Genomic DNA, 22,261 nt, shown 5'->3' with positions numbered 1-22,261 from the left:
AAAAGCAGAAGCTTATTTATTCTGCTCTTTCACCGCTTTTAATTTAGCGGCATGGTCAATTTCATACGCTGGCATGTCTTTGTTGCCGTGGATCAGGTAGTTATCCATCCAGCGCATTAAGCGCAGGCTGTAGTCATACTGCGCAGCAACTTTACGGTTACCGTGACCTTCGCCCGGGTAGTAAACCAGACGTACGTCTTTGTCTTGTACCTTCATATAGCGGTACAGTTCCATAGACTGGGCCGGGTGAACACGCGGGTCGTCTTTACCATGCATGATCAACAGTGGGGTTTTCGACTGGCCAGCCCAGTAAATTGGGCTGCGCTCAAGGTACCACTGCCATTTTTGCCACGGGTAGGAGCGGGCATGTACCAGGAACATTTCGTTTGAAATATCGGTCGTACCAAACTTAGACAGCTGGTTGGTTACACCCACAAACATCACACTGGCTGCAAAGTGTTCGGTCAATTTAGTTGCGCCCCAGGCAGAAGCGTAACCACCGTAAGAGCCACCGGTGATACCAACGCGCTTGGTGTCAACCAGGCCCATGTTAACCAGGTACTCTTTCATGTCGACCAGATCGTCAAACTCTTTGCCGGCATAATCGCTCTGACCCAGTTTAGAGTAATCCACGCCTTTGCCCGTTGAACCGCGATAGTTCGGGTAGAACACCGCATAGCCACGTGCTGCACCCATCTGACCTGGATCTGAGTAGCTGGTCAGCCAGCCGTTTCTGTCATGGCTTTCAGGACCACCGTGTACCGCCATGATCAGAGGGTAACGTTTGCCTTCCTGATAATCCAGTGGGTAGATAAGCACACCACCAATCTCAACGCCGTCACGGGCTTTGAAGCTAATCGCTTCTTGTTTCGCCAGACGCTTGTCGTTCAACCAGGGGTTTGAATCGGTTAAGCGGGTTGGCTTTTTAGAGCGCACCATAAACACTTCACTTGGGTGTTTCGGGCTTTCTGCTCGTACGCCAATGGTTTTGTCAGAATCAGATACTGACAGGCTGTGCGCAATAAACTTGCCTTCTTTAACCAGCTTTTTGTATTTGCTTGAGCCTACTTTAACCTGACCAATGAAAGTCTCAACGCCCACATCGGCAATAAAGTTCAGTACGTTTTTACGGTTTGACCACTCAAAGTCTTTGAAGTGACCCATAAAGTTCGGGATCCACTCTTCTACTTTACCGGTTTTGGCATTGGCCAGATACAAACGTCCCTTAGCCGGGTCGTGTTTGTCTTCGGCGCCTAAAATGGCAATGTATTTACCATCGTGTGAGAATTCCGCCTCACCAAGCTTACCTTCGGTTTTAAACGAGGTGGTGATTTTTTGCGTTGCCACATCCATCACATGCCACTGAGACTTCATATACTGATCATCAATCAGCGCTGTTGGCTGGGTTTTTACTAATAATTTGCTGGCATCGTCAGACCAGTTGATATCGCTAACATAACCCTCAACAGGTACCACGGCAGGCGTCAGCGGTTTGTTGGTCTGTGCCAGGTCGACCAAATGTAGCTGCTTGTTTTTCAGGCCCAGCTCATATACTTCTGCCATAAAGCCAAGCTTTTTAAGCTCTTTTTCGCTTGCATCTTTGGCTGGCATAGCCAGGATAGCAACCTGCTTACCGTTCGGGCTCAGGCGATACTTGCTGATAGAGGTGCCTTTCAGCGACAGTACTTTTTGTGCTTCACCGCCATCGACTGCGATGCGGTAAAGTGACGTGAATTTGTCTTCTTTTTTCTTGGCCGTGAAGTAAATGAACTTGCCGTCTGCTGACCATTCAATCTTACCTACGTTGATTTTACCTGTGATGAAAGGCACTTCATTGCCTTCGTCATCAACAACATACAGTTCGCTGTAGTTTTTACCGTTGCTGTCTACGTACAGCTCACGGGGTACTGAGCGACGAAATGCCACCGATTCGCCATCCGGGCTCACTGCTGTTTGAATAACGCGTTGAATAGTAGGAATATCTTCAACTGTGATTGTATCTTTTGCCGATGCGGCAAAGGTGCTGGCACTGGCAAGGCCAATGGCAAGCGCGAGCGAGGTTTTTATTAGTTTCATAAATGTTCTCTGGATTACACTTTTTTATAAACTAGACCGCAGGGTGTAGTGCTAGTGAGCAACATTTTACGTTAGCATAGGCTGAAAACTAGTGTTTGCGATTAACCGTCAGCTTTATGGGATAAATAATTGCGACATATCAATTAAATGACATATTTTAATGCACAGGAGTTACTATGTCAGAATCACAGCCGCACCCTTTGGATACCAAAATACCCCCACTGGTTGTTTTATTGCTACATATGCTCTTGAGCTGGGGCCTGGTTCAGGTAGCCGGGCATGTCACTGTGTCTGAGCCGCTTAAAATTGGCGGGACACTGGTGCTGAGCGCGATTGGTATTATCGTTGCTCTGGCGGGAGTTTGGGCGTTTCGCCGCCATAATACCAGTGTTGATCCGGTGCATGTCGATAAAGCATCGACGTTGGTAACTGGCGGCATCTATCACTTTACCCGCAATCCTATGTATGTCGGATTTCTGTGCTTATTGATTGCACAAAACTGGTATCTGGGATCACCAGCAGGTGCGCTCGCTGTACTGAGCTTTATCGCTTATATGACTCGTTTTCAGATAAAGCCGGAAGAGCGGTTTTTACTCAAAACCTATGGACAGGCCTATCGAGACTTTCTGAGTACAACTCGTCGCTGGATTTAGGCCTTTGCTTTGTTTTGGGCAGCCCTAACTGTGCGCTCATATCCCCTGCACTTTACCTCCTGTCGATAATTTCTACACTTAGGGTAAGAGTAGGTCAGCGATTCGGGAAAGTACGTGTAATTATGCCAGATGCTCAGAGTACTAAAGCGCGTGTTTTTAAGCGGATCACTGATGTGTTTACCGTGCTTATATTTATGAGCACACCTGTATGCTTTGCAATATCAAGCCAGGTACTTGAGCTGGTTAGCAGTGAGGGGCCTCCTCATACCATTAACCACCCAGAGCGCAGTGGCATAGATCTGGATATTACCAAAGCCGTACTGGCACAGCTTGGATACGCAGTGCGCCTGGAGTTTGTGGCGCTGGGGCGCGCTGAAAAGTTGGTACGTACGGGGCAGTATGATCTCATGGCCCCAATTTTTTCGACGCAAGACAGCAAGAGCTTTTATATCAGTGAACCCATTGTCATTTACAAGCCTATGGTGTTTTCGTTGGCCAGGAGGAACCTGACACCTCAGTCTATTGGCGCGCTGGCGGACCATTCCGTGATCACTTTTCAGGGCGCGCCCGGATACTTTGGTGCGGCATTCAGAAAGATGTCTGAGCAGGCTGTTTACAGGGAGTCTCCCGATATGTCCGTGATCCCGCAAATGCTGGTAAAGTCGCGCTATGATTTTGCGGTGCTTGATCAGTATATTTTCTATTACTTCTATCGGCTCAAAGACAAGCGACGACCACTGACGCTGTTCCGTCATCATTACTTGATCCCCCCCGTACCTGCGAGCGTAGCGTTTAAGGATAAATCACTCAGGGACAGTTTTAATCGCGCGCTGGTGCAGTTTAAGCACAGTGCTCAGTATCAGCAGATCATTGAAGCTTATTTAGGGCAAGTTGAAAAGGAAATGTTTGCAGATAAGGGCAGGGGTGTCTCCTGGCAAAACCAGGAGACCGGTAAAATCACAGACTTTTCTTCGGTGGCAGTGCCACATTGGCAAAGATAAGACCAGCAATTAACGACATAAAAATTAAAAAGGTTTGCTGGCCAATGTGATCGGCAGCAACAAAGCTTTGGCCTTCTATTAGAGAATTCAGACCAATATAGGTTTTTGACCCGGGCACCAGCACGATCAAGCCCTGCATGGCGACAATCGAAGCCGGCGCGTTAACGGTCCGGTTAAACACGTTACTAAACACGCCGACGGCAAATGCTCCGACAAAGGTGCCCAGCGAATAATCCAGATAGACCGCCGAGCCAATACTGGCGGCGTAGGCGATAAAGCCCGATGCAATTGACCAGCTGGCGTGTTTGAGCTTAGTGCGGAAAATCACAATCAGGCTGCTACACAGCAGCAAAATTGCCATCCAGGCTGTCCATTTGGGAAGCGGATCGGGTTGCACATAATCGCTCTGTCCAAACAGGAAAAAGCCAATACTGATCCCCAAAAAAGCACCAAAATACAGCTTAAACAGCAACATAATGGCATCCATCACCCGCGCTGTGCCCGACACCAGATGGCGTGCAGAGAGCTCTGCAAACCCCAGTGCTAATGCCAGCCCCGGTATAAAAACAATGATGGCCGACAACACCACCAGGCGAATATTGACCATAGGATCAAGGTACGACGAAATCGCACAGGCTGCCAGCGCAGAAACGATGGCCACTACCGGCTCCAGCATATGGGTGACCCGCTTTGAGCGCGTAGACCACAGCACAAAGATAAAGACCAGGATAGATAACACCGCAGACCACAGCACATCATTCCAGCTGGTTCCCATTAACATGGCAAACGCGCCACCCGACACCGCAAATGCGATACCCGTCAGTAAACGGCCATATGGGTCCTTTGCCTGGGCAATGGCATCCAGGTTTTGATCAGCCTGCTCTATGCTGAGTTCACCTGCCAGCATGCGATTTACCACATCATCGGTATCGGCAAGGGATCCCAAGTTGTGATCGCCGGGCTCTACGCGGGCAACATGGGTGTATTCATCCTCATGTCCTTCTGTCCAGATCACAAATGTGACCGACGTCGGAGACATAACAAAGGACGACTTAAGGCCCAGGTGGGTGGCAACTTCCATCAGATGGGCTTCCAGGCGATAAGCCGGGGTTCCGTATTGATGAAGCATTTTGCCTAATTTAACAATAAACTTGCGTTTTTGTGTAAAGGTGGCTGAATTCAACGGCGTGTAACCTAATTATAAGTAAAAATCGACAGCAACTTTGCAGTATGGAAGCTAACAGCTTGTTTCGCCTCCACACTCAGTTTAGGCAATAACCTAAATTGCCGCGAATTCTAACCACTTTTCACGCAAATTCAACGCATTTTATTTGCATTTTTTGCTTCAATCCATTGTGACATATATTGGGTACTGCGAAGTGTGTGGTGTCGTAACATGCTGCCGGTAAAATTGGCGCGCCTGTGCGCAGTTAAATTATTCAGTGTATCGCTAATCTTTTGTTTTAGTTGAACCTCCAGGGCGCGCTTGTCATAACGAGCCTGGAGCAACGCCAGCCCGTTTTGCTGGGCCTGTTGATAGCGCGCTTCACCCTGATATAAAGCTACGGCTTCAGCCGCAAAGGTATGCGGGCAGTCGCTTATCGCGCCATGCCAGGGTAAATCGCCGTGCATGCCTTCTGCACCGATCTTTGTGGTTACACACGGGGTTTGTGTGATCATGGCTTCGAGCAGCTTGCCTTTAATCCCGGCACCAAAGCGCAGCGGCGCCAGACACACTCTACTTTGTGCCATCACGCTCAGTGCATCTTTTGCCCAGCCTTTGATTAAAAAGCCCGTTTTAGGGTTATGCAGCGCGGTCGCTTTGGGTGGCGGGTAAGAGCCATAAATATGCAGTTGCGCATCCGGTAGTTGCTTGCGGATCATCGGCCAGATCTGTTGCAGATAGAGTACCGCGTCCCAGTTAGGGGCGTGGCGAAAGTTACCTATGGTCATAAAGTGCTGACGGGCTTGATAATCTGGTAGCTCGCCATTGATTGCCTCCAGGTCCACCATAAATGGCAAGTGATGCAGCAAATCTTCGCACACGCCAAAGTGAGATGTCAGTAACTGATGTTCATAGTCAGAAATAATCAGAGACAGGTCGCAGCGCAGAATGGCGGCGATTTCGCGTTTGGCTAAGTCACTGTCCAGTAAGTTATCCAGTGTAAAAGCTTGCTGTGCTCTATGCGCGTCATGGCGTGCATTACGCAGGCATTGCAAATCTTCTGTATCGAGAATTTTGAGCGCGTCGGGCGCAAACTTATCGACCCGCCAGCCAAATTGCTCTTCCATCATAAAGCGGTCATACATCACGATATCGGGCTTGAGCCGAGTGATATAGTCGTCAAAGCTGCTGCAATTGAGCGTGATGGGTGTGCAGGTGATCTGCTCCTGGCTTAAATCAGCCATATGCTCGGTTTGCTGGGCCGGGCTGGCAAATTCAACCTGCCAGTTCTGAGCGCGGAAAAAGCGCAGTAAGGACATCATATGACTGCCGGCGGCCGAGGAATTCGGCTCCGGCCAGACATAACCAATTACTAAAACTTGTGTCATTTAAATGGAAGATTCTCTGAGTTGCAGCGATACATCCACCAGGGTGCGTACCGCAGGTTGCGATTTATTCATAATTTCTGCCAGTGCCTGACAGGTACGTTTGCCTATGTCATCGGCGTCGATGCGCACAGAAGACAAGGCAGGTTTCATCAATCTGGAGTCGGCCAGGTCATCGAACCCGACCACTTTGATGTCTTTGCCCGGTACCAGTCCATGTTCGCGCATCGCTTCCATCACCCCATACGCGATGACATCACTAAAGCAGACCACGGCCTGAGTCTCCGGCGCCTGGGCATACAAGGTACTAAATGCCTCGCGGCCGCCCTGGCGATTAGTTTGCGCCGCAATTTCCGGCATAGGCTGAGTCATATTGCGTAGCGCCAGCGCACTGCGAAAGCCTCCCAGGCGCTCGTGGTAATCCGAGATGTCAGGTGTTCCCCCCAAAAACGCCAGTCGCTCTAACCCCTGGTCGAGCAAATGCAGCGTGGCCAGGTGGGTGCCTTTTTGGTTATCGGGCAGAATACAGGGCGCATTGCTGTAGGGGATTTCCCGCATGATGTTGATCACCGGAAAGCCCGAGTCAATCAGCTGGTTGACCCATTCCATGGTGGTGCCCGGTGCGGGCACCATCACAAAGGCGCTAACATTGTACTCTTTTAATGTGTTGACGACTTGCAGCTGACGCGTCAGGTCTTCACTGGTATTAACCAGCATAGGCACCAGGCCTAACGCATAAATATGTTTCTCAAGGCCCACTGCCAGTTGGGCGGAATAAGGGTTAGTCAGGTCGTTGATCACCAAAGCGACCAGATTGGAGCGTTTACTGCGCAGCGCAGCGGCATCGCGGTTGTAGACATATCCCAGTTTGTCGATGGCGGCGAGCACCTTTTCCCGGCTTTTATCACTGACTTTGTCTGAATGGGTGAGTACCAAAGAGACGGTGGACTTTGACACCTGCGCTTCTCTGGCGACATCGAATATGGTCACTTTGTCTGGCTTTTTATTGTTGTTCATAATGGCCTGAATAGCTGATCAAACGGTTGACGAACGCTTAGTTTACCGTAACTTTGCGCCCGGTTGCACCTTAATCCCGATCAACACTAATTCATAACCGGTTTGAGGTGCAGAATTACCCCTCAAAGTGTTAGAAAACGTTTATTCATAACAACTAAATATAAAATATTCTGCCTTGTTATCTGGGAAGTTTTCTCGCCTCAGCGCTGGCGACTAAAATTATGTAGATTGCTATTAAACTAGTGCACATTTAAGGGATTTCGTTATATCATGAGAGGTTAAGATACGAATTCAAGGGTAGAAAAGTGGTGAATAAGAGCCCGGCTTTGCTGTTTTTTTTAGCTTGTTGTATGTGGGTCAATGCTGCGTTGGCGTCAGGTGGTTATCAGGTGCCCAGAGAAGAAATTGCGCAACTCGTTGATGTAGCGCCTATGCCCGAAGTGTTGCTCAATGAGCAGCATGTCTGGATGGCTTTGCTGACCAAGCAAAAAAAGACCGAGCAGGCGAGCGAGTCGGGTGTGCGTTACGGCGATTTACACTTTAATCCTACCACCTTTATGCGCCTGGGCCTGACAACCTATTCGGGCCTGAGTTTTAAACATGTGGCAACCGGCGCTGAGGTTGCAGTAAACGACCTGCCCCCGGGCAAAGTCTTTGCCCCGCGCTGGAGTGCCGATGGCCGCTATTTGGCTTTTATTCTGCTTAACGAGCAGGATGGCCGCTTATGGGTGTACGACATCAAGCAGCGTGAGCTGCGCGCAGTGTCGCGTTTTCCGCTTAACGGCGTCACTAGTGAAGTCCCTTATCATTGGCTGCCCGACAGCTTTGCGCTGGTGATCAACAGTGCTGTCAATCATACCGGAGAGCAGCCACAAGCCGCCCAACAGTCGCATTTGATTGGGCCGGTGGTGGCGCAATCACATGGCGCACTGAACCTGGTGAGTCAAACGGCTGAATCACTCTCGACGCAAGCCTTTGCACATTATGCGCAGGGGCAGTTGATCAAAGTGCCGCTGCAGGGGCGACCAACGGCCATTGGCGGGCCGGCTTATTTTCATCATTTTTCGCCCTCACCGGACGCCACTAATCTGTTGGTTGCAATGGCCATGCTTGAAGCACCGCAGCAGTCACAAACGGTCCAGCGAACACTGGCAGATCACCCCAGTGTCTGGCAAGTCTGGGGCATGACTGGATTTGCCTTGTATGAGTTATACCGGCCTGTGGTGCAGCCAGTATTGTCTGCGCCTCAAACGGAAGAACAAAACGTACTGGCTGCCATCTCACAGCCCAGCGCTGCACCAATGCGCAGTCACTTTCAGTGGCGAGCAGACAAAGGGGCTACTGTGGTTTGGGTACAAGCAGGTGATAGTGAGCACGACTATGGTTTGTACCATATTGCATCACCCTTTAAACGAGAGCCGCGCTTGTTTATGGCCTTGCAGGAGCCTTTTGTTGCGATGCAATGGGGCGACTCAAACATCGCCTTGCTGACCACGGCAGAAAACGAACGCTTCTGGCGCACGTCGGTGATCAATCCACTGGCGCCGCAACGTAATCCGCTGGAAGTAACCCGGTATAAAGTGTCGGATGCAAACTCAGAGCAGTGGCTGACAACTCGCAATGATCTCGGTGCACAGGTTGTAAAGGTGGTGGGCAGCCGCTACTTGTTTATTCGCGGTACTGAACGAGCGCAAGGCGAGGATCTGCCGTTTCTGGACCGGTTTGACGCCAGAACGAACACCCGCACCCGACTATGGCAATCTCAGGCCCCGTATTTTGAACAGTTCGTTGCACTGCTGGACGATGAGGGCATGCGTTTCATTACGCTCAGACAGTCTAAACAGGAGCAGCCGAATTACTTTGTGCATGACAGGACCTTCAGTTCCGTCGAGCAGATCACACATTTCAGGCATCCCTATCCGGCTTTGCGGGGGTTGTCTCGCGAAGTGCTGAGCTTCGATAGCGGGGATGGCACACAAAGGTCAGGTACGCTGTATCTGCCGGTCAATTATGACCCCAGCTTAGGCCGTATACCTGTGTTGATGTGGGTGAAATCACCCGAACAGAGCACGCAGGCATTTCGTTCTCCTCATTACTTTGTGCCGCTGGATCATTTTGGCCCCTTGCCACATCTGGCACAGGGCTATGCCGTATTTGAAGTGGATGGCTTTACCTTGCCAGGTGAGCAGGGCATCCCTGCAGAGCTCAGAACGCAATGGCAGTCAATCGCCAAAGGCGCTGTGGCAGTGCTTGCACAACAGGGGATTGCGGATGTCAGTAAAGTGGCCATTGGTGGTCACGGCGCGGGTGCAACCATTGTGGTGGACTTACTGGCCAATACGGACTTGTTTGTGACTGGTATTGCACGCAGTGGCACCTATAACTTCACGCTGGCGCCGTTTATGTTTGAGCAGCGCATTGGGACTTTATGGCAAGACCCGCAAGCTTATCTGACGAGCTCACCGCTGGCTTATGCTGCGAATGTTGCTGGCTCAGTGTTATTGATCCACGGTTATCAGGACCGTCAGCCGGGTAGTTTTGCGGTGCAAAGTGAACGCCTGTTCAGCGCATTAAATGACTTGGGTAAACGAGCGCGTCTGGTGCTGCTGCCCGAAAGCGATCACCAGTATAGTAATCAGCAGGATGTATTGCATATGTTGTGGGAGCAGCAAATTTGGTTGCAACGCCACTTTGATCCATTGCCACTGATCGAAGAGATTAACCAGGTACCAGAAGCGTTGCGGTTTGAATTAGTGCCAGAGCCTGCCACGCCCTGGCCGATGTAAAAGGAATAATGCGTGAATAATCCATGGAATAATTCGTGGAATAATTCGTGGAGTAATCCGTGGAGTAATCCGTGGAGTAATCCATTAAATAATCAGTGAATTATTCCTTTGCAGACATTGAACTGCCCAGTGATGCGGCGATCACCATAAAGATCGCCAGCCACTGCCAGGCGCTCAGCAATTCACCTAAGATCATCAAACCGGCCAGCGCAGCGATGGCGGGCTCCATGCTCATCATAATGCTAAAGCCCTGAGCGGGCATTTTCTTTAGCGCGACCATTTCCAGGCTGTATGGCAATGCACTGGATAATAAACCAATGGCGATACCCAAGGGGATCAACGACCAGTCAAGCAGCGCAGCGCCTTGCGATACCACGCCAACCGGCACCACCGCAACAGCAGCGACACTCATACCGATCGCAACGGTCGTGCCACCAGAGCCATGGCCACCACTTTTTTTGCCAAACAGAATATAGCCAGCCCAACAGGCACCAGCGGTCAGCGCAAGCACCACGCCTATCGGGTCCAGGCCATCTACTTCGCCCATTTGTGGTAGCAGCAATAAAATGCCGGCCAATGCCAGCGCGACCCAGAGGTAATCTCGTTTACGCCGGGACGAAAATAACGCCACAGCCAGCGGTCCGGTAAACTCCAGTGCGACGCCAATCCCGAGCGGAATACGCTCTATCGCATAATAAAAAGTCAGATTCATAATACCCAGGCTGAGGCCGTACAAAATGACCGGGCGCCAGTTTTTGGGTAGGTGTCGCCAGGGTCGAAACACCAGGCATAAGATCAGGGCCGAGAACCCCAAGCGATAAGCGGTTGTGCCCTCAGGACCAACATGCGGGAATAGCTGTTTGGCAATCGAAGCGCCAGACTGAATGGTGACCATTGCCAGTAACAAGCACGCGATGGCATACAGAAAGCTTTTGTTTAAAACATGCATCGAGAAGTCTCGTCATAAATGAAGGCCGCCAGTCTACTTATCAAACTGACACTGCTCAATAGCTTTGTATACATTATTCCATGATTTTCGATATTGCGGTAATTTAAGCGATTTTCATTTAAATTTTATTAGCATTGTGTATTAATTTTCTTTCAAGTTGCGGAATTAATTAACCTGCTTGTTGGCCGCATGAGCGCACCTGGATATTAACGGCATCTGCTTTTCGTTATATAATCTAATTCGTATGTAGGAGAGCAGTGCAGTGAAAAGTATCTATGTGAGTGCAGAAAACTCAGATCTGGTGTGGTTAGTTGTTTCATTACTGAAACATCACAATCCGAACATCCGGGTGTGTCATGGCTTAACCGCCAGCCAGCAATTAAGCCTTCAGGCCGAGCAAGCGCTTTCGGAGTTTGGCCTTGCTCACAACACAGAGAGTTGCCACAGTGAGCTGAGAGAGCCCCATTGCGACATGTGTATTCATATCGGCAACTCCGAAACCGCTGAGCAAGCCGCCAGCGCACACATGTGGCACATTGAGTTAGAGCAAGTGCTTGAACCTTTTAATCCGTATCGCAAGGCCTTGTACGAATTAAACTGTAAAGTACGTGCCCTTTTAGCTGAGTTCGAACAAGCCGACCCCATCACACCTATGACGTTTTACAAAGCCATGAGTGATGAGCTGAGGCTGAAAACTTTACTGCTAATTTTACAAGAGCAGGAGCTTTGTGTGTGTGAGTTAATGGTTGCGCTGGATGAGCCCAGCCAGCCCAAAGTATCCAGACATCTGGCACAGCTCAGAAAAGCGGGCATACTCACCGTGCGCAAGCAAAGCCAGTGGGTCTACTACGCATTAAATGCACAGTTGCCTTGCTGGATGCAGCAGGTGTTGCAGCGTACTTTGCTTGGCGAGCCTGACAGTATCGCACTGGAGCTGACAAGACTGGCTAAAATGGGAGATAGGCCTGCTCGTCAGCAAAGTTGCTGTGCTTAGTGTTGCTTCAGGTAGGCGAGCCAGTCTTGTTCATGCCTGTGCATCAAGGCGTGTTTTTTTGACCCCCAATGCGCCTGTTTGTCTTGCTCGCTCAGAAATGGACCTGCACGACACATGGCACAATGATTGTGGGTTAAATAGGGCGGCTGGTTGAGCGACTGGCGCAAACCTGTGTGTGGCTTTGCCGACCAGTAGTAGGTAATTCCGCTGGTGTCTTTTACGTGTTTATCTCTGTCGACATTGCGGATCCGATAGCCTTCAAACGCGTTAATGTTAAAATCAGACTGGCCCAGATACCGGTAATCCAGGCCAGTACACAAAGACCCTTCCAGATTCCATTCACAATAGGGCTTCACATCTTTCGAGGTGACCAGTGCGAGCATTGGGCCGTCGGGGGCCAGTGCAAAGCGATGGCTAAAATCAACAAAGTTGCGCAATAATCGCCGATTAAGCGTGTTGGTCGACAGTGTCTGCGCATCAAATGCCTGTTTGCTGGTAAACGCGGGGATCAAAGGAAACTGGAAGATCACAGCATCAAACTGGCGACCTGCCAGGGTCGCCCAGCTGCGCTGATTGTTGACGTCAAACTCTGTCAGTACTGGCACATTCTGCGCGCGCAACTCATCTAGCGCGTGCTGCTGGTACTTGCTTCTCAGCGTTACTTCATCGTCGTAGATACTGGCACATAAATGGCCAGGCTTTAGCTGTTTGTTCAGTGACAAAGAAAAGCTCAGATCACCATCGCCGACGGTTAATACGCGCCAGTCAGGCTCTATCAACATAACATTACTGTCCGGAAAAATAACAAAGGCGCGATGATAGCAGAAGCGCAGTAGGGGATAAACCAACGGATTATGTAAGGCCTCCCCTGCGTGGCTTAGTGGGTTATTTCATCCAGGAGTCTCAGCACATCGCGGCTGGCCTGCTCCATACGATTTAGCTCGCTAATGGCTTTTTGCTTTTCACCCGCGACAAACAGGGTCATAGCTTCGACACCCGCGCGATGGACCTCTTTGTGCGGGCCATCAATGCGATTGATAATACCCGACTTATTCAGCCCTTTACTCGCTTCGCCGCTGAGCCATTTACCCAAACGACAACTGGTGTGGTCGGCAAATTCAGTGATCCGCTTATTGCTGTTGCCGGCAATAACGCCATACACTTCACCTTTCCAAACCACATGATCGAGCTTGGCAGTCTGGACAAAGGTTTGTAATGAGGCCGAGACAATGGTCTTTTTCATCGAGCCGCAGCAGCTAACAATATTGCCGTACTCGTCATTAAGATGAGCAATGCTTGAAGACAGGTCGTTGTTGGAGTTTTGGATCACATTCACGCCATCAACCGTCAGCTGAGTGGTATCTATGATCTTTTTAACCAGATCTGACACTTCGTTGGCCGACTCATTGGTATTGTTCGCCAACGCGCGCACTTCATCAGCGACCACGCTAAAGCCTCTACCCGCTTCACCGGCACGGGCTGCTTCAATGGCTGCGTTCAGCGCCAGCAGGTTGGTCTGATCAGAGATCTTTGAAATCGTCGTCACAAAGGTATTGATGTTGTCGGCCATGTGCGACAGGCCCGAGATATTGTCTGTCATACTGGCCATATTGGTTGACAGACTCGACATGCCGGAGAGGATCTTTTCCAGCGAAGATTCGGAGGTTTCGAACGACGCACTGACCTGAGAAATGGAGCTGCTTTCTTCTTCTATCTGATGCAGGCTGCGCAGCACCGCGTCACGCACTTCATGAATTTGACCCAACCCGGACAGGGCACATTGCAGTAGCTGATTGTCTGTGTTGTCGTTTAATTGTTGTTGTGCTTCAACTAGCTCGCGCTGCATCGCGTGCTTTTCTGCCTCCAGTTGCTCGTAAGCCTGTCGTTGAGCGGCCAGCTCGGCTTTTAACTGCTGTATTTCCGATTGCTGGCTGTTATTGGCAAAAAAATTCTTTAACACTGAGGTTCCCTCGACTATCAAAACTGTCTGCAGCATAGCAGCGAAGCCACTAAAGTGCTAGATTTATGTAAATAAACAATGATCTACATAAAAAATAAGTAAAAAGCACTGAGTTTAATGTGGCTAAAATACGGGCAAAAAGTCACCCAAGTGACACTTGGTCATATTATCTGACGGACATACGAAGCGCCTTACTGGCCTTATTTTCGTACATGTCCAAATCGGCCTGGTGGAGCAGTACATCCGGGTCAATATTAGGGTCGGCTTTGGTTCTGCCAATGCTAACACCCACTCCGTACTCGAAGACTTCTTCCATCAATGCGGCGCGCAGCGCTTCTTCTTGTAAGCTGGTATCTTGAGCAAAGGCCACAAATTCGTCTCCGCCAATACGAAAACAGGCATCCGCGCTAAACTGTTTGCTCATCGCCTGTGCTACCGATTGCAGTATTTTATCGCCAATATGATGGCCATAGCAGTCATTAGCTTGTTTAAAATTATCTAAATCAAAGTAGTAGAGATAAGTACTGGACGCACATAAACGCTCAAACTGCTCAAAGCATGCCCGACGATTTCCAAGCTCCGTTAACTCGTCGTGCGATGCATCAAACTTAAGCTTTTGCTCCAGTTTATGGCGCTGTGCGATTTCATGGTTGAGTGCAGTGATGGTGTCGCGCTTTTGCTGAATAATGGTGTGCAGGCCATAACATACCAGCATAAAGCCCAGATGCTTTAGGGAAGTATCAAAGGTGTTGACGGATATAAACTCAATGGCCATCAGGTCATCAAACAGGTCTAAAATAAGCCCCACGCAGTAGGTGATCCAGGCATACAAGAGTAGCTGGTATTTTAGGTGGGGCAGGCTGAGCACAAGTACATGCAGTGCCACGGCAAGCCAGATAAACTCTTCTATGGTTCCCGCGTATTGAACCGGGTTCTGTAACAGGATCACAATTGCACACGCCGTTGCCAGCCAGATCAGAGCAAGTAATAATTTTTGACGCATACGTGACCCTCCGTAATCCCTTTAGTTATAGCAGGTTTTACTGGGGCTGTGGCTTACAGTACTCATCCGGCTAGTTCGACGGCCTGGGCAATCATAAATAAATGACTTACAAAGACAACAGACGTAAGCGTAAAACGCATTTTTTGATAGTCCTGATGGGCTTCATGCCATGTTTTTGCGCTGCGTTCAAACACTAACACCAGCCAGTAAGCGACTGCCAGGTAGGTTAATAGAATCACCTGTGAAACCAGCGCCAGTAAAGGGAAGGGAATAATCACCAAAATAGCCACTACGGCGCGTTGCTGCGATTGCTCTCCCGGTCGCCACAGAGTGCCGGCCAGAAAAGCCAGTACACCCAGGCTGTAGTAGCTAAAGGCGTCGATCACAGCTGAAGAGCTGCCCACCATTAAAGTAAGTGCGACACAGAGTAAAAAAGGAATAAAGCCAATGTAGGCCAGCATGATATGGTTGAGGTAAGAATGCATTCAGGTCTCTTAAAAGTTTGTTCTGGCTAATGTTTTAATTATATCTGATATACGCATAAACTTTGCCAAAGTTTCATCAATTTTTTGGATTACAGTAATTCAAACAATCTGTTTTAATAAAAATCCAATCCCCCCTATCTTAGTAATCACACAGACGACAGGGCTGATACAAAATCAGACCCGCACTTTTTAACCTGAAAACTGAGAGAGAAAAATATGACTACCTCTTTGATTAACACCAAAATCCAACCTTTTAATGCCACTGCTTTCCATCATGGTGAATTTGTTGACGTGAGTGAAAAAGACCTGCTTGGCAAATGGTCTATCGTCTTTTTCTATCCAGCGGATTTCACTTTTGTTTGCCCCACTGAGCTTGGCGACCTGGCTGACCATTATGCCCAGCTGCAAGAAATGGGCGTAGAGGTATATTCGGTGTCTACAGACACCCACTTTACACACAAAGCCTGGCATGATGCCTCTGAAACCATCAAGAAGATTCAATTCCCAATGATTGGTGACCCGACAGGTAAAATCACCCGTAACTTCGGTGTAATGATTGAAGAAGAAGGTCTGGCGCTGCGCGGTACTTTCGTGATTAACCCTGAAGGTGAAATCAAAGTGGTTGAAACCCACGACCTGGGCATTGGCCGCAGTGCAAAAGAGTTGGTTCGTAAGGTACAGGCCGCTCAGTACATTGCCTCACACGATGGTGAAGTATGCCCGGCTTCGTGGCAGCCTGGTGAAGAAACACTGGCTCCGTCTTTAGACTTAGTTGGTAAATTGTAATAAGGCATTGTGTTCGGGCCTGGCTGGCCCGAACCATCACTTTCCCTGCAAGCTCGCCCATCTGAGGGTCGAATCAATCGGTTTATTGGCGTAAATTTCGAGGATGTACAGAATGTTAGATAAGCAAATTAAAAGTCAGTTGCAACAGCACTTTGCGGCGCTGACCGATCCTATAGAGCTGATCCTGGCGCTAGACGACAGTGCTAAATCAGCTGAGGTGGCGTCGCTGGCGGAGGAATTGGCATCGCTCAGCGACTTGATCACCCTAGGTCAGGCTCAAAATAGTGAGCGCACCCCCAGCATGACGGTTTACTCACCAAAGCGAGATACCCGGATAGAGTTTGCAGGCGTACCGATGGGACATGAGTTTACCAGCCTGGTATTGGCGTTGCTGCACAGCGGAGGACACGCCGCCAAAGTATCTGAGCAGGAACTAAATGTGATCCGCTCACTGCAAAACGAGTTGAATTTTGAAATTTATATTTCACTGAGCTGTCAAACATGTCCGCAGGTTGTACAGGCGCTTAACCTGATGGCCGCGCACAACCCCAAAGTGAAAACCACTATGATAGACGGCGCGCTTTTCCCGGATGAAGTTGCGCAGCGTAACGTGTTAGCGGTGCCCAGTGTTTACCTAAACGGTGAACTATTCAGTCAGGGCGCAATCACTTTGAGTGACGTACTTGCTAAGCTGGATAGCACGCTCAGCGAGCAACAGGCCGAGTTATTGGCGCAAAAATCTGAATTTGATGTGTTGGTTGTTGGTGGGGGCCCGGCGGGCGCAGCGGCTGCCATTTATGCAGCGCGAAAGGGCCTTAATATCGGCGTTGTGGCCGAGCGCTTTGGCGGTCAGGTTGCCGATACTATGAGCATCGAGAACTTTATTTCCGTCTCAGCCACCGAAGGGCCAAAGCTGGTTGCCCAGTTAGAAGAGCACGTTAACGACTATCAGGTTGACGTGATGAAAAACCAGCGCGCAAGCGCTTTGACTCAGGGCGACAACCTTGAGCTGACGCTGGAAAATGGCGCAACCCTTAAAGCCAAATCTCTGGTTATCGCAACGGGCGCGCGCTGGCGCACCATGAATGTGCCCGGAGAGCAGCAGTACAAGGGTCGCGGCGTTGCTTATTGCCCACATTGCGATGGTCCTTTATTTAAAGGGAAATCCGTTGCGGTCATCGGCGGTGGTAACTCGGGTATTGAAGCGGCCATCGATCTGGCGAACCTGGTTGAGCATGTTACCGTGCTGGAGTTTGCCGACTCACTGAAAGCCGATGAAGTGTTAATTAAGAAGGCACACAGCCTGAACAATGTGACTATCATTACACATGCGCAAACAACCGAAGTATTGGGCGATGGAAATAAAGTGACGGGCCTGACCTACATTGACAGACAAAGCAATCAGCAACACCAGCTTGAGCTTGCGGGGATCTTTGTACAGATAGGTCTAATCCCCAACACTGAGTGGCTCGAAGGCAGCGGCATTGCATTAACGCCATTTGGCGAAATTGCCATAGATGCCAAAGGCGCAACCAGTATACCCGGCGTATTTGCTGCCGGAGACGTGACAACTGAGCCCTATAAACAAATTATTATCGCCATGGGCGGTGGTGCAACGGCCAGCCTGGGTGCATTTGATTATTTGATCAGGCATCAATCAACAGAGGCCGAGCAGGCAGCCTGATAAATTAGGGTTACGCACTGGATTACACCCAAGCCTGTACTCATCTGAGTACAGTTAAGCCGCAACCGGTTTTGCACTGGTTGCGGCTTTTTTGTCTTTGCGTTTTGTACCTTTGTTGTTTGACTATACTTGCGTGTGTACTTCTATGTGCTGATGATGGGTCACTTTGATTATTGGGCTTGCGCAGGTAGAACGGTATGCAGTAAAAGTGAGCACAGCACCCGAAGAACACGGTGATACGGCCAGGCAAATGGCTGTCTGTATCAGTCTGCATACGTAAATAAGGCTGCAACAATGAAAACCTCAATCGCGTCTGGTGCCGCGCGAAATACCTTAGGTCTGGTTTTTTGCTCGTCACTGTTGTTTGCGCTGGCTGGTTGTGGAGTTGACTCTCCCAGTGCAACGACTACCAATACTCCTCCTACTCAATCTGATCCACCACCAGCAGATCCGCCTGCTAGCAAAGGGTATAAAGTTGAACTGACTTCGACTCAGCCGATATCGGCATATGAATTGAAACTAAACTTTAGCGTTGCCCCCAATGAAGGGTCGCTGTCCACCAGCAACAGCTTTATTGTATCCGACGGAACTTTGGTTGCCCTGGGGCCGGTATCCGCCGAGCAGGGTAAGTCATTGCACTTTGGTGCGCTTACCTATGGCAATAGCACAGGGTTTAGCGGCTCAGCAGAAGTGCTGAGATTTGAAGTCAATGCTGACTCAGATACCGCACCGACGGTGTCCAGCAGCAAAACACTTTGCATGAATCGACTTGCGCAACAGGTGAGTTGCAGTATTTCGGTCAGCGAACAGTGAGGGCGCGATGATGAAATATTTAATGATAACAGCGCTGCTGAGTTTACTGAGCGTGTCTGCACTGGCTCAGGAAGGGTCCACCGCAGGCGCAAACTACGATAAATCACTGGCACGACCTGTGCCTGTGCAACAAGCTGCGGCTGTGGGTATGACGCCCATTACCTTTAGTGAATTCCCAATTAATACCCCAATCACCGACCAATATGCCGACAGAGGTATTATCTTTGGTGGTGATGCGCCATTTATTACATCAGACAGTGCCAATCCAACCACCCCGGTATTAACTGGCTCACCCAGGTTTAATGGCGCGATTGAAGGGCGCTTTGTAGACCCGCAAACCGGCGAGCCGACTACGGTTAACAGCTTTTCCCTGGACGGCGGATATTTTGATAATTTAAGCTCTACCCGGCTGCAGTGGTTTAACCCTGAAGGCCAGTTGATCAGAGAAGTCCTGGACTCACAATTTGGTATAGAACACTTTGCGATTCGCGATGAAAACATCGCGTCTTTTCGCATTGAAATCATCGCGCAGGAAGATGCTGGCTATGCCATTGATAATGTAGCATTTAACCTTGTTGAAGCTGCGTTTGATCACACCTTTAATCTCGATAAGGTGATCCTCTCACCGGGGACGCTCACGGCAAATCAGTTTTCTATTTATTTTAAAGATTTGGAAGCGCTCAATGGTGCGGCGCTTACCGATGTATGTAACTATCAGTTTCATGCCGAAGATAGTAGCCAGAAAGTCACCGCTTTGAACTGTGACGTTAGCGCGGATAAAAAAACATTTAGAGTCGATTTTTCGTTAACTAAGGCCCCATATAACCTCAGTGGCGCGCAGGTGTCGGTGTGTAAAGAAGAGCAGTGCCAGAGCATTGACGACGTCAACAATCTGAACGTTTATACCACCGCATTTAATGTTGCGACGGACGGCTTCTCGTTTCAAAATGGTGACTGGAACCGCTTTATGTTAACCGAAGTCAAAGATGTTTCCCTGTCCTCTTTCTTATGCTGGAAGTTTGATAGGTGTACACCTGACCAGTTATCGTATCTTGGCTTTATGCGCAAAGTGGCGAGGTCTTTTGCCAGCTTTTTGGCACCGGCAAACCGGCGCAAAGCCTATGATGTGATTGGTTATTACCGGCTTGAAGATTATACCCAAGGCCTTAACAGGCTGGACCGGCGCTTTTTGGGGGTATGTCACGGGATGGCCGCGTCGGCGATTGCCAATTATAACAACGCCAGTGAGGGCGTTGCCTGGGGCACGAACATCGACGCCACACTGACGCGTGCTCAGATCATTTCAACCTTCCAAAGCCACTGGGACAACCGCAACAGCGAGTCGCCAAAGCCCTATGTGAAGGCGGTGGGCAGTTACGATGTTAAGTCGGATGCTGCGGATGCTTTTCATGGCCTGTCCAAAATTGGCTATTACTTTTTGTCTCAGTCTGCATTTAAGGGCAATGCCTGGATAGGATCACATCCGCGAACGATTTTCCCGGGCATCTCTGCTATGAATGCTTTTTACTCACCGCATTTTATGGAAAACAAAATTGCCAGCCTGCGCTTTTCCATCAACCGTCCGAAAGGGCGAGGTGGCCACTCCATTCTGGCGGCCGGGTTGATCCAGTACAACGATGTGTCTTTGTATATTACCCATGATAACAATTTCCCCGGTCAATACACTATGATGGAGTTCACCAATGCATTGACGTTGAGCCATTTTATATTCTCAGGCGCGCCCGCCAGCGACAGCGAGCGGTATGACCAGCATGGTGACTTTAAATTGACCAACTACTACAGTGCATCGAGTTATGCTCAGTTTGGTGCGTATACTGACCTGACCGATCAGCTGCGGATCTATGGCCAGCCGGGTGCCAGCGAGCGCGCTGCGGATGTACAAAACGCTGATGGGGATGATCCGGCTACTGTGGTGGAGCTGGAGCATCCACAGCATATCACCGTGCTGATAGCCGGTGGCAAATTAGTGAGTGTTAACAAGGTAAGCGACCAAAGTGCGGTTATCTTGTCGCCAATCCTTGATGAGCCAGATCCCACACAGGCCTACTTGAAGAATTCGGAGCTGGTTACAGAGTTTATATTGCCCTTAACCGATACTTACGCCATTGCGGTTGAGAAATACCCTCAATACCCGGAAGTGGAGGTGTATGTCACCATTCCACAAACTAATGGCAAGGTCTTGGTCCTCAACTATGAAGATGTACTGACTCAGAGTGACGAAGACAGTGCCACAGTGCAGCTGACCGTAGGCCAGCAAAATGACAATGCCAATATCAGAATTAATGGCGTGGCGCAGGCACCGACGTATGCCGAGGAAAACAGTTTTGTAGTGGCACAGGTTTCAGCTCTGAAGGCCATCGTAAATGAGCGAGTTGTGTCCTTGAGCTGGCAAAACCCGTCGGGCAGTAATCTTAAGGAAGTGGTGGTCACCAGAACTGTCAACGACTTACCCACATCTATAGATGATGGAGTTAGGGTATTTGCCGGGCTTGACTCAGAGTATGTTGATAGTGCATCCGCAAACACGCGCTATTACTATAATGTTTACTCCATTGCTGATGACTCAACATCTGAACCCAACAGCATTTACGTAGATACGCATCAGGCAACCTTGCATGGCAAAGTAGCAGATGCCGATGACATGGGAATAGCGGGTGTTGAAGTGGTGCTAACCAACGGCGTTGGCCTGAGCCAGATAGAGGTAGCACGTCAGCTTACCGATGCCAGGGGCGTCTTTAGCTTTGCGAATCTCGCCAAAGGACTATACAAGCTTAGTTATAGTCATGCGTCTTATAGTTTTGAGGTATCTGATGAGGCGATTAATTTAACTGAGCCCAGTCAGCAGGTCAATCAGGTGGGGGTTGCCACCCCAGTACTGTTGATCAATGTTGAAAACGCGGTGGGTTCTGAACAACAAGTCAGTATAAATTGGTCGGGACTACATATCGCAGACACGGCAACTGTGGATATTGCCTATCAGGTCGGGGACCAAACAACGGAAATTGCCACTGGCATTGCATTCTCTCAGGGCCGTTACTTGTGGGACGTTTCTGCACCAGGTAATACATCGGTATCCGTGCAAATTATGCTGAGTGACGACAAAACGGTCATAAGTGAACAGCAGGTCTTTGTTTTAAAAGAGGTCAGTCCGTTTGACTTTAGTGGCGATAGCATCCTCTCTGCCGATGATGTCAGTGCAATTGTAACCGGGTGGTCTGCCACAACAGGGGATAGTCAGTTTGACCCGCGTTTTGACCTCAATCAGGATGGCGAGATAGACCTGAAAGACATTATGCAGGTGGTGGCTGCCTTAAATCAGGAATAATCCATGGAATAATCATTAGGTAACTTTTTGTAACCGTGAGGGCTGATTCAGGCCAGACAGTATGTTTGGCCTGAATCGACATTTAGATTAATTGTTACAATTGAGATACTGTATTGGTGGCGGTTTTAATGCAAGATATCGACTTAAACTCGTCCATC

Annotated in this window: 17 protein-coding genes; 8 read left to right on the top strand and 9 right to left on the bottom strand. The window is 49.5% G+C overall.

Annotation, left to right across the window (positions count from 1 at the left end; translation table 11 throughout):
* Positions 1-12: 12 nt before the first annotated feature.
* Positions 13-2,076: a S9 family peptidase gene (locus C3B51_RS14140; RefSeq protein ID WP_130245454.1), complete on the bottom strand. Its 2,064-nt coding sequence runs from the start codon at positions 2,074-2,076 to the stop codon at positions 13-15.
* 176 nt (positions 2,077-2,252) lie between these two features.
* Between C3B51_RS14140 and C3B51_RS14135 the strand changes: the two genes are divergently transcribed.
* Both C3B51_RS14135 and C3B51_RS14130 read left to right on the top strand, forming a co-directional pair.
* Positions 2,253-2,729 (top strand): methyltransferase family protein, encoded by a 477-nt coding sequence (locus tag C3B51_RS14135; protein WP_130245453.1) that lies wholly within the window; start codon positions 2,253-2,255, stop codon positions 2,727-2,729.
* Positions 2,730-2,923: 194 nt separating this feature from the next.
* Positions 2,924-3,730, top strand: coding sequence for a substrate-binding periplasmic protein (locus tag C3B51_RS14130; protein ID WP_130245452.1), 807 nt, complete (start codon positions 2,924-2,926; stop codon positions 3,728-3,730).
* Here C3B51_RS14130 and C3B51_RS14125 read toward each other — a convergent pair.
* From C3B51_RS14125 to C3B51_RS14115, 3 genes are all read right to left on the bottom strand, one after another.
* Positions 3,687-4,913: a threonine/serine ThrE exporter family protein gene (locus tag C3B51_RS14125; protein ID WP_125779208.1), complete on the bottom strand. Its 1,227-nt coding sequence runs from the start codon at positions 4,911-4,913 to the stop codon at positions 3,687-3,689. The genes C3B51_RS14130 and C3B51_RS14125 overlap by 44 nt on opposite strands.
* A 134-nt stretch (positions 4,914-5,047) precedes the next feature.
* Positions 5,048-6,283 carry a glycosyltransferase gene (locus tag C3B51_RS14120; RefSeq protein WP_130245451.1) on the bottom strand — a complete coding sequence of 412 codons (1,236 nt, stop codon included), beginning with the start codon at positions 6,281-6,283 and terminating at the stop codon, positions 5,048-5,050.
* Positions 6,284-7,297, bottom strand: a complete 1,014-nt coding sequence (locus tag C3B51_RS14115; RefSeq protein WP_130245450.1) for a LacI family DNA-binding transcriptional regulator — start codon at positions 7,295-7,297, stop codon at positions 6,284-6,286.
* Positions 7,298-7,605: 308 nt separating this feature from the next.
* Between C3B51_RS14115 and C3B51_RS14110 the strand changes: the two genes are divergently transcribed.
* Complete coding sequence (locus C3B51_RS14110) at positions 7,606-10,083, top strand: alpha/beta hydrolase family protein (RefSeq protein WP_130245449.1); 2,478 nt, start codon at positions 7,606-7,608, stop codon at positions 10,081-10,083.
* Between the two features lie 100 nt (positions 10,084-10,183).
* On the opposite strand, the gene C3B51_RS14105 is transcribed toward C3B51_RS14110, so the two are convergent.
* Positions 10,184-11,032, bottom strand: a complete 849-nt coding sequence (locus C3B51_RS14105) for an EamA family transporter (protein ID WP_130245448.1) — start codon at positions 11,030-11,032, stop codon at positions 10,184-10,186.
* Positions 11,033-11,294: 262 nt separating this feature from the next.
* Between C3B51_RS14105 and C3B51_RS23975 the strand changes: the two genes are divergently transcribed.
* Positions 11,295-12,026 carry a metalloregulator ArsR/SmtB family transcription factor gene (locus C3B51_RS23975; protein WP_240701908.1) on the top strand — a complete coding sequence of 244 codons (732 nt, stop codon included), beginning with the start codon at positions 11,295-11,297 and terminating at the stop codon, positions 12,024-12,026.
* Here the strand turns inward: C3B51_RS23975 and C3B51_RS14095 are convergent.
* The 4 genes from C3B51_RS14095 to C3B51_RS14080 all read right to left on the bottom strand — a co-directional run bounded on the left by C3B51_RS14095 (position 12,023) and on the right by C3B51_RS14080 (position 15,474).
* Positions 12,023-12,808: a class I SAM-dependent methyltransferase gene (locus C3B51_RS14095; RefSeq protein WP_130245447.1), complete on the bottom strand. Its 786-nt coding sequence runs from the start codon at positions 12,806-12,808 to the stop codon at positions 12,023-12,025. The genes C3B51_RS23975 and C3B51_RS14095 overlap by 4 nt on opposite strands.
* A gap of 95 nt (positions 12,809-12,903) precedes the next feature.
* Positions 12,904-13,986, bottom strand: a complete 1,083-nt coding sequence (locus C3B51_RS24080; RefSeq protein ID WP_125717817.1) for a methyl-accepting chemotaxis protein — start codon at positions 13,984-13,986, stop codon at positions 12,904-12,906.
* A 166-nt stretch (positions 13,987-14,152) separates the two neighbouring features.
* Complete coding sequence (locus tag C3B51_RS14085) at positions 14,153-14,989, bottom strand: GGDEF domain-containing protein (protein ID WP_130245446.1); 837 nt, start codon at positions 14,987-14,989, stop codon at positions 14,153-14,155.
* A 62-nt stretch (positions 14,990-15,051) separates the two neighbouring features.
* Positions 15,052-15,474, bottom strand: a complete 423-nt coding sequence (locus C3B51_RS14080) for a DUF3429 family protein (RefSeq protein WP_130245445.1) — start codon at positions 15,472-15,474, stop codon at positions 15,052-15,054.
* A gap of 216 nt (positions 15,475-15,690) precedes the next feature.
* Between C3B51_RS14080 and ahpC the strand changes: the two genes are divergently transcribed.
* From ahpC to C3B51_RS14060, 4 genes are all read left to right on the top strand, one after another.
* Positions 15,691-16,260 (top strand): alkyl hydroperoxide reductase subunit C, encoded by a 570-nt coding sequence (ahpC, locus tag C3B51_RS14075; RefSeq protein WP_125717811.1) that lies wholly within the window; start codon positions 15,691-15,693, stop codon positions 16,258-16,260.
* 112 nt (positions 16,261-16,372) lie between these two features.
* Positions 16,373-17,944 (top strand): alkyl hydroperoxide reductase subunit F, encoded by a 1,572-nt coding sequence (gene ahpF, locus C3B51_RS14070; protein ID WP_130245444.1) that lies wholly within the window; start codon positions 16,373-16,375, stop codon positions 17,942-17,944.
* 294 nt (positions 17,945-18,238) lie between these two features.
* Positions 18,239-18,757: a hypothetical protein gene (locus C3B51_RS14065; RefSeq protein WP_130245443.1), complete on the top strand. Its 519-nt coding sequence runs from the start codon at positions 18,239-18,241 to the stop codon at positions 18,755-18,757.
* A gap of 7 nt (positions 18,758-18,764) precedes the next feature.
* Positions 18,765-22,103: a carboxypeptidase-like regulatory domain-containing protein gene (locus C3B51_RS14060; protein ID WP_130245442.1), complete on the top strand. Its 3,339-nt coding sequence runs from the start codon at positions 18,765-18,767 to the stop codon at positions 22,101-22,103.
* Positions 22,104-22,261: the final 158 nt, after the last annotated feature.

Source organism: Pseudoalteromonas rubra, assembly GCF_004212645.1.
Taxonomy (GTDB): Bacteria; Pseudomonadota; Gammaproteobacteria; order Enterobacterales; family Alteromonadaceae; genus Pseudoalteromonas; species Pseudoalteromonas rubra_G.
The sequence above is the reverse complement of the archived record's forward strand: the minus strand, read 5'-3'. Positions and strand labels throughout refer to the sequence as shown.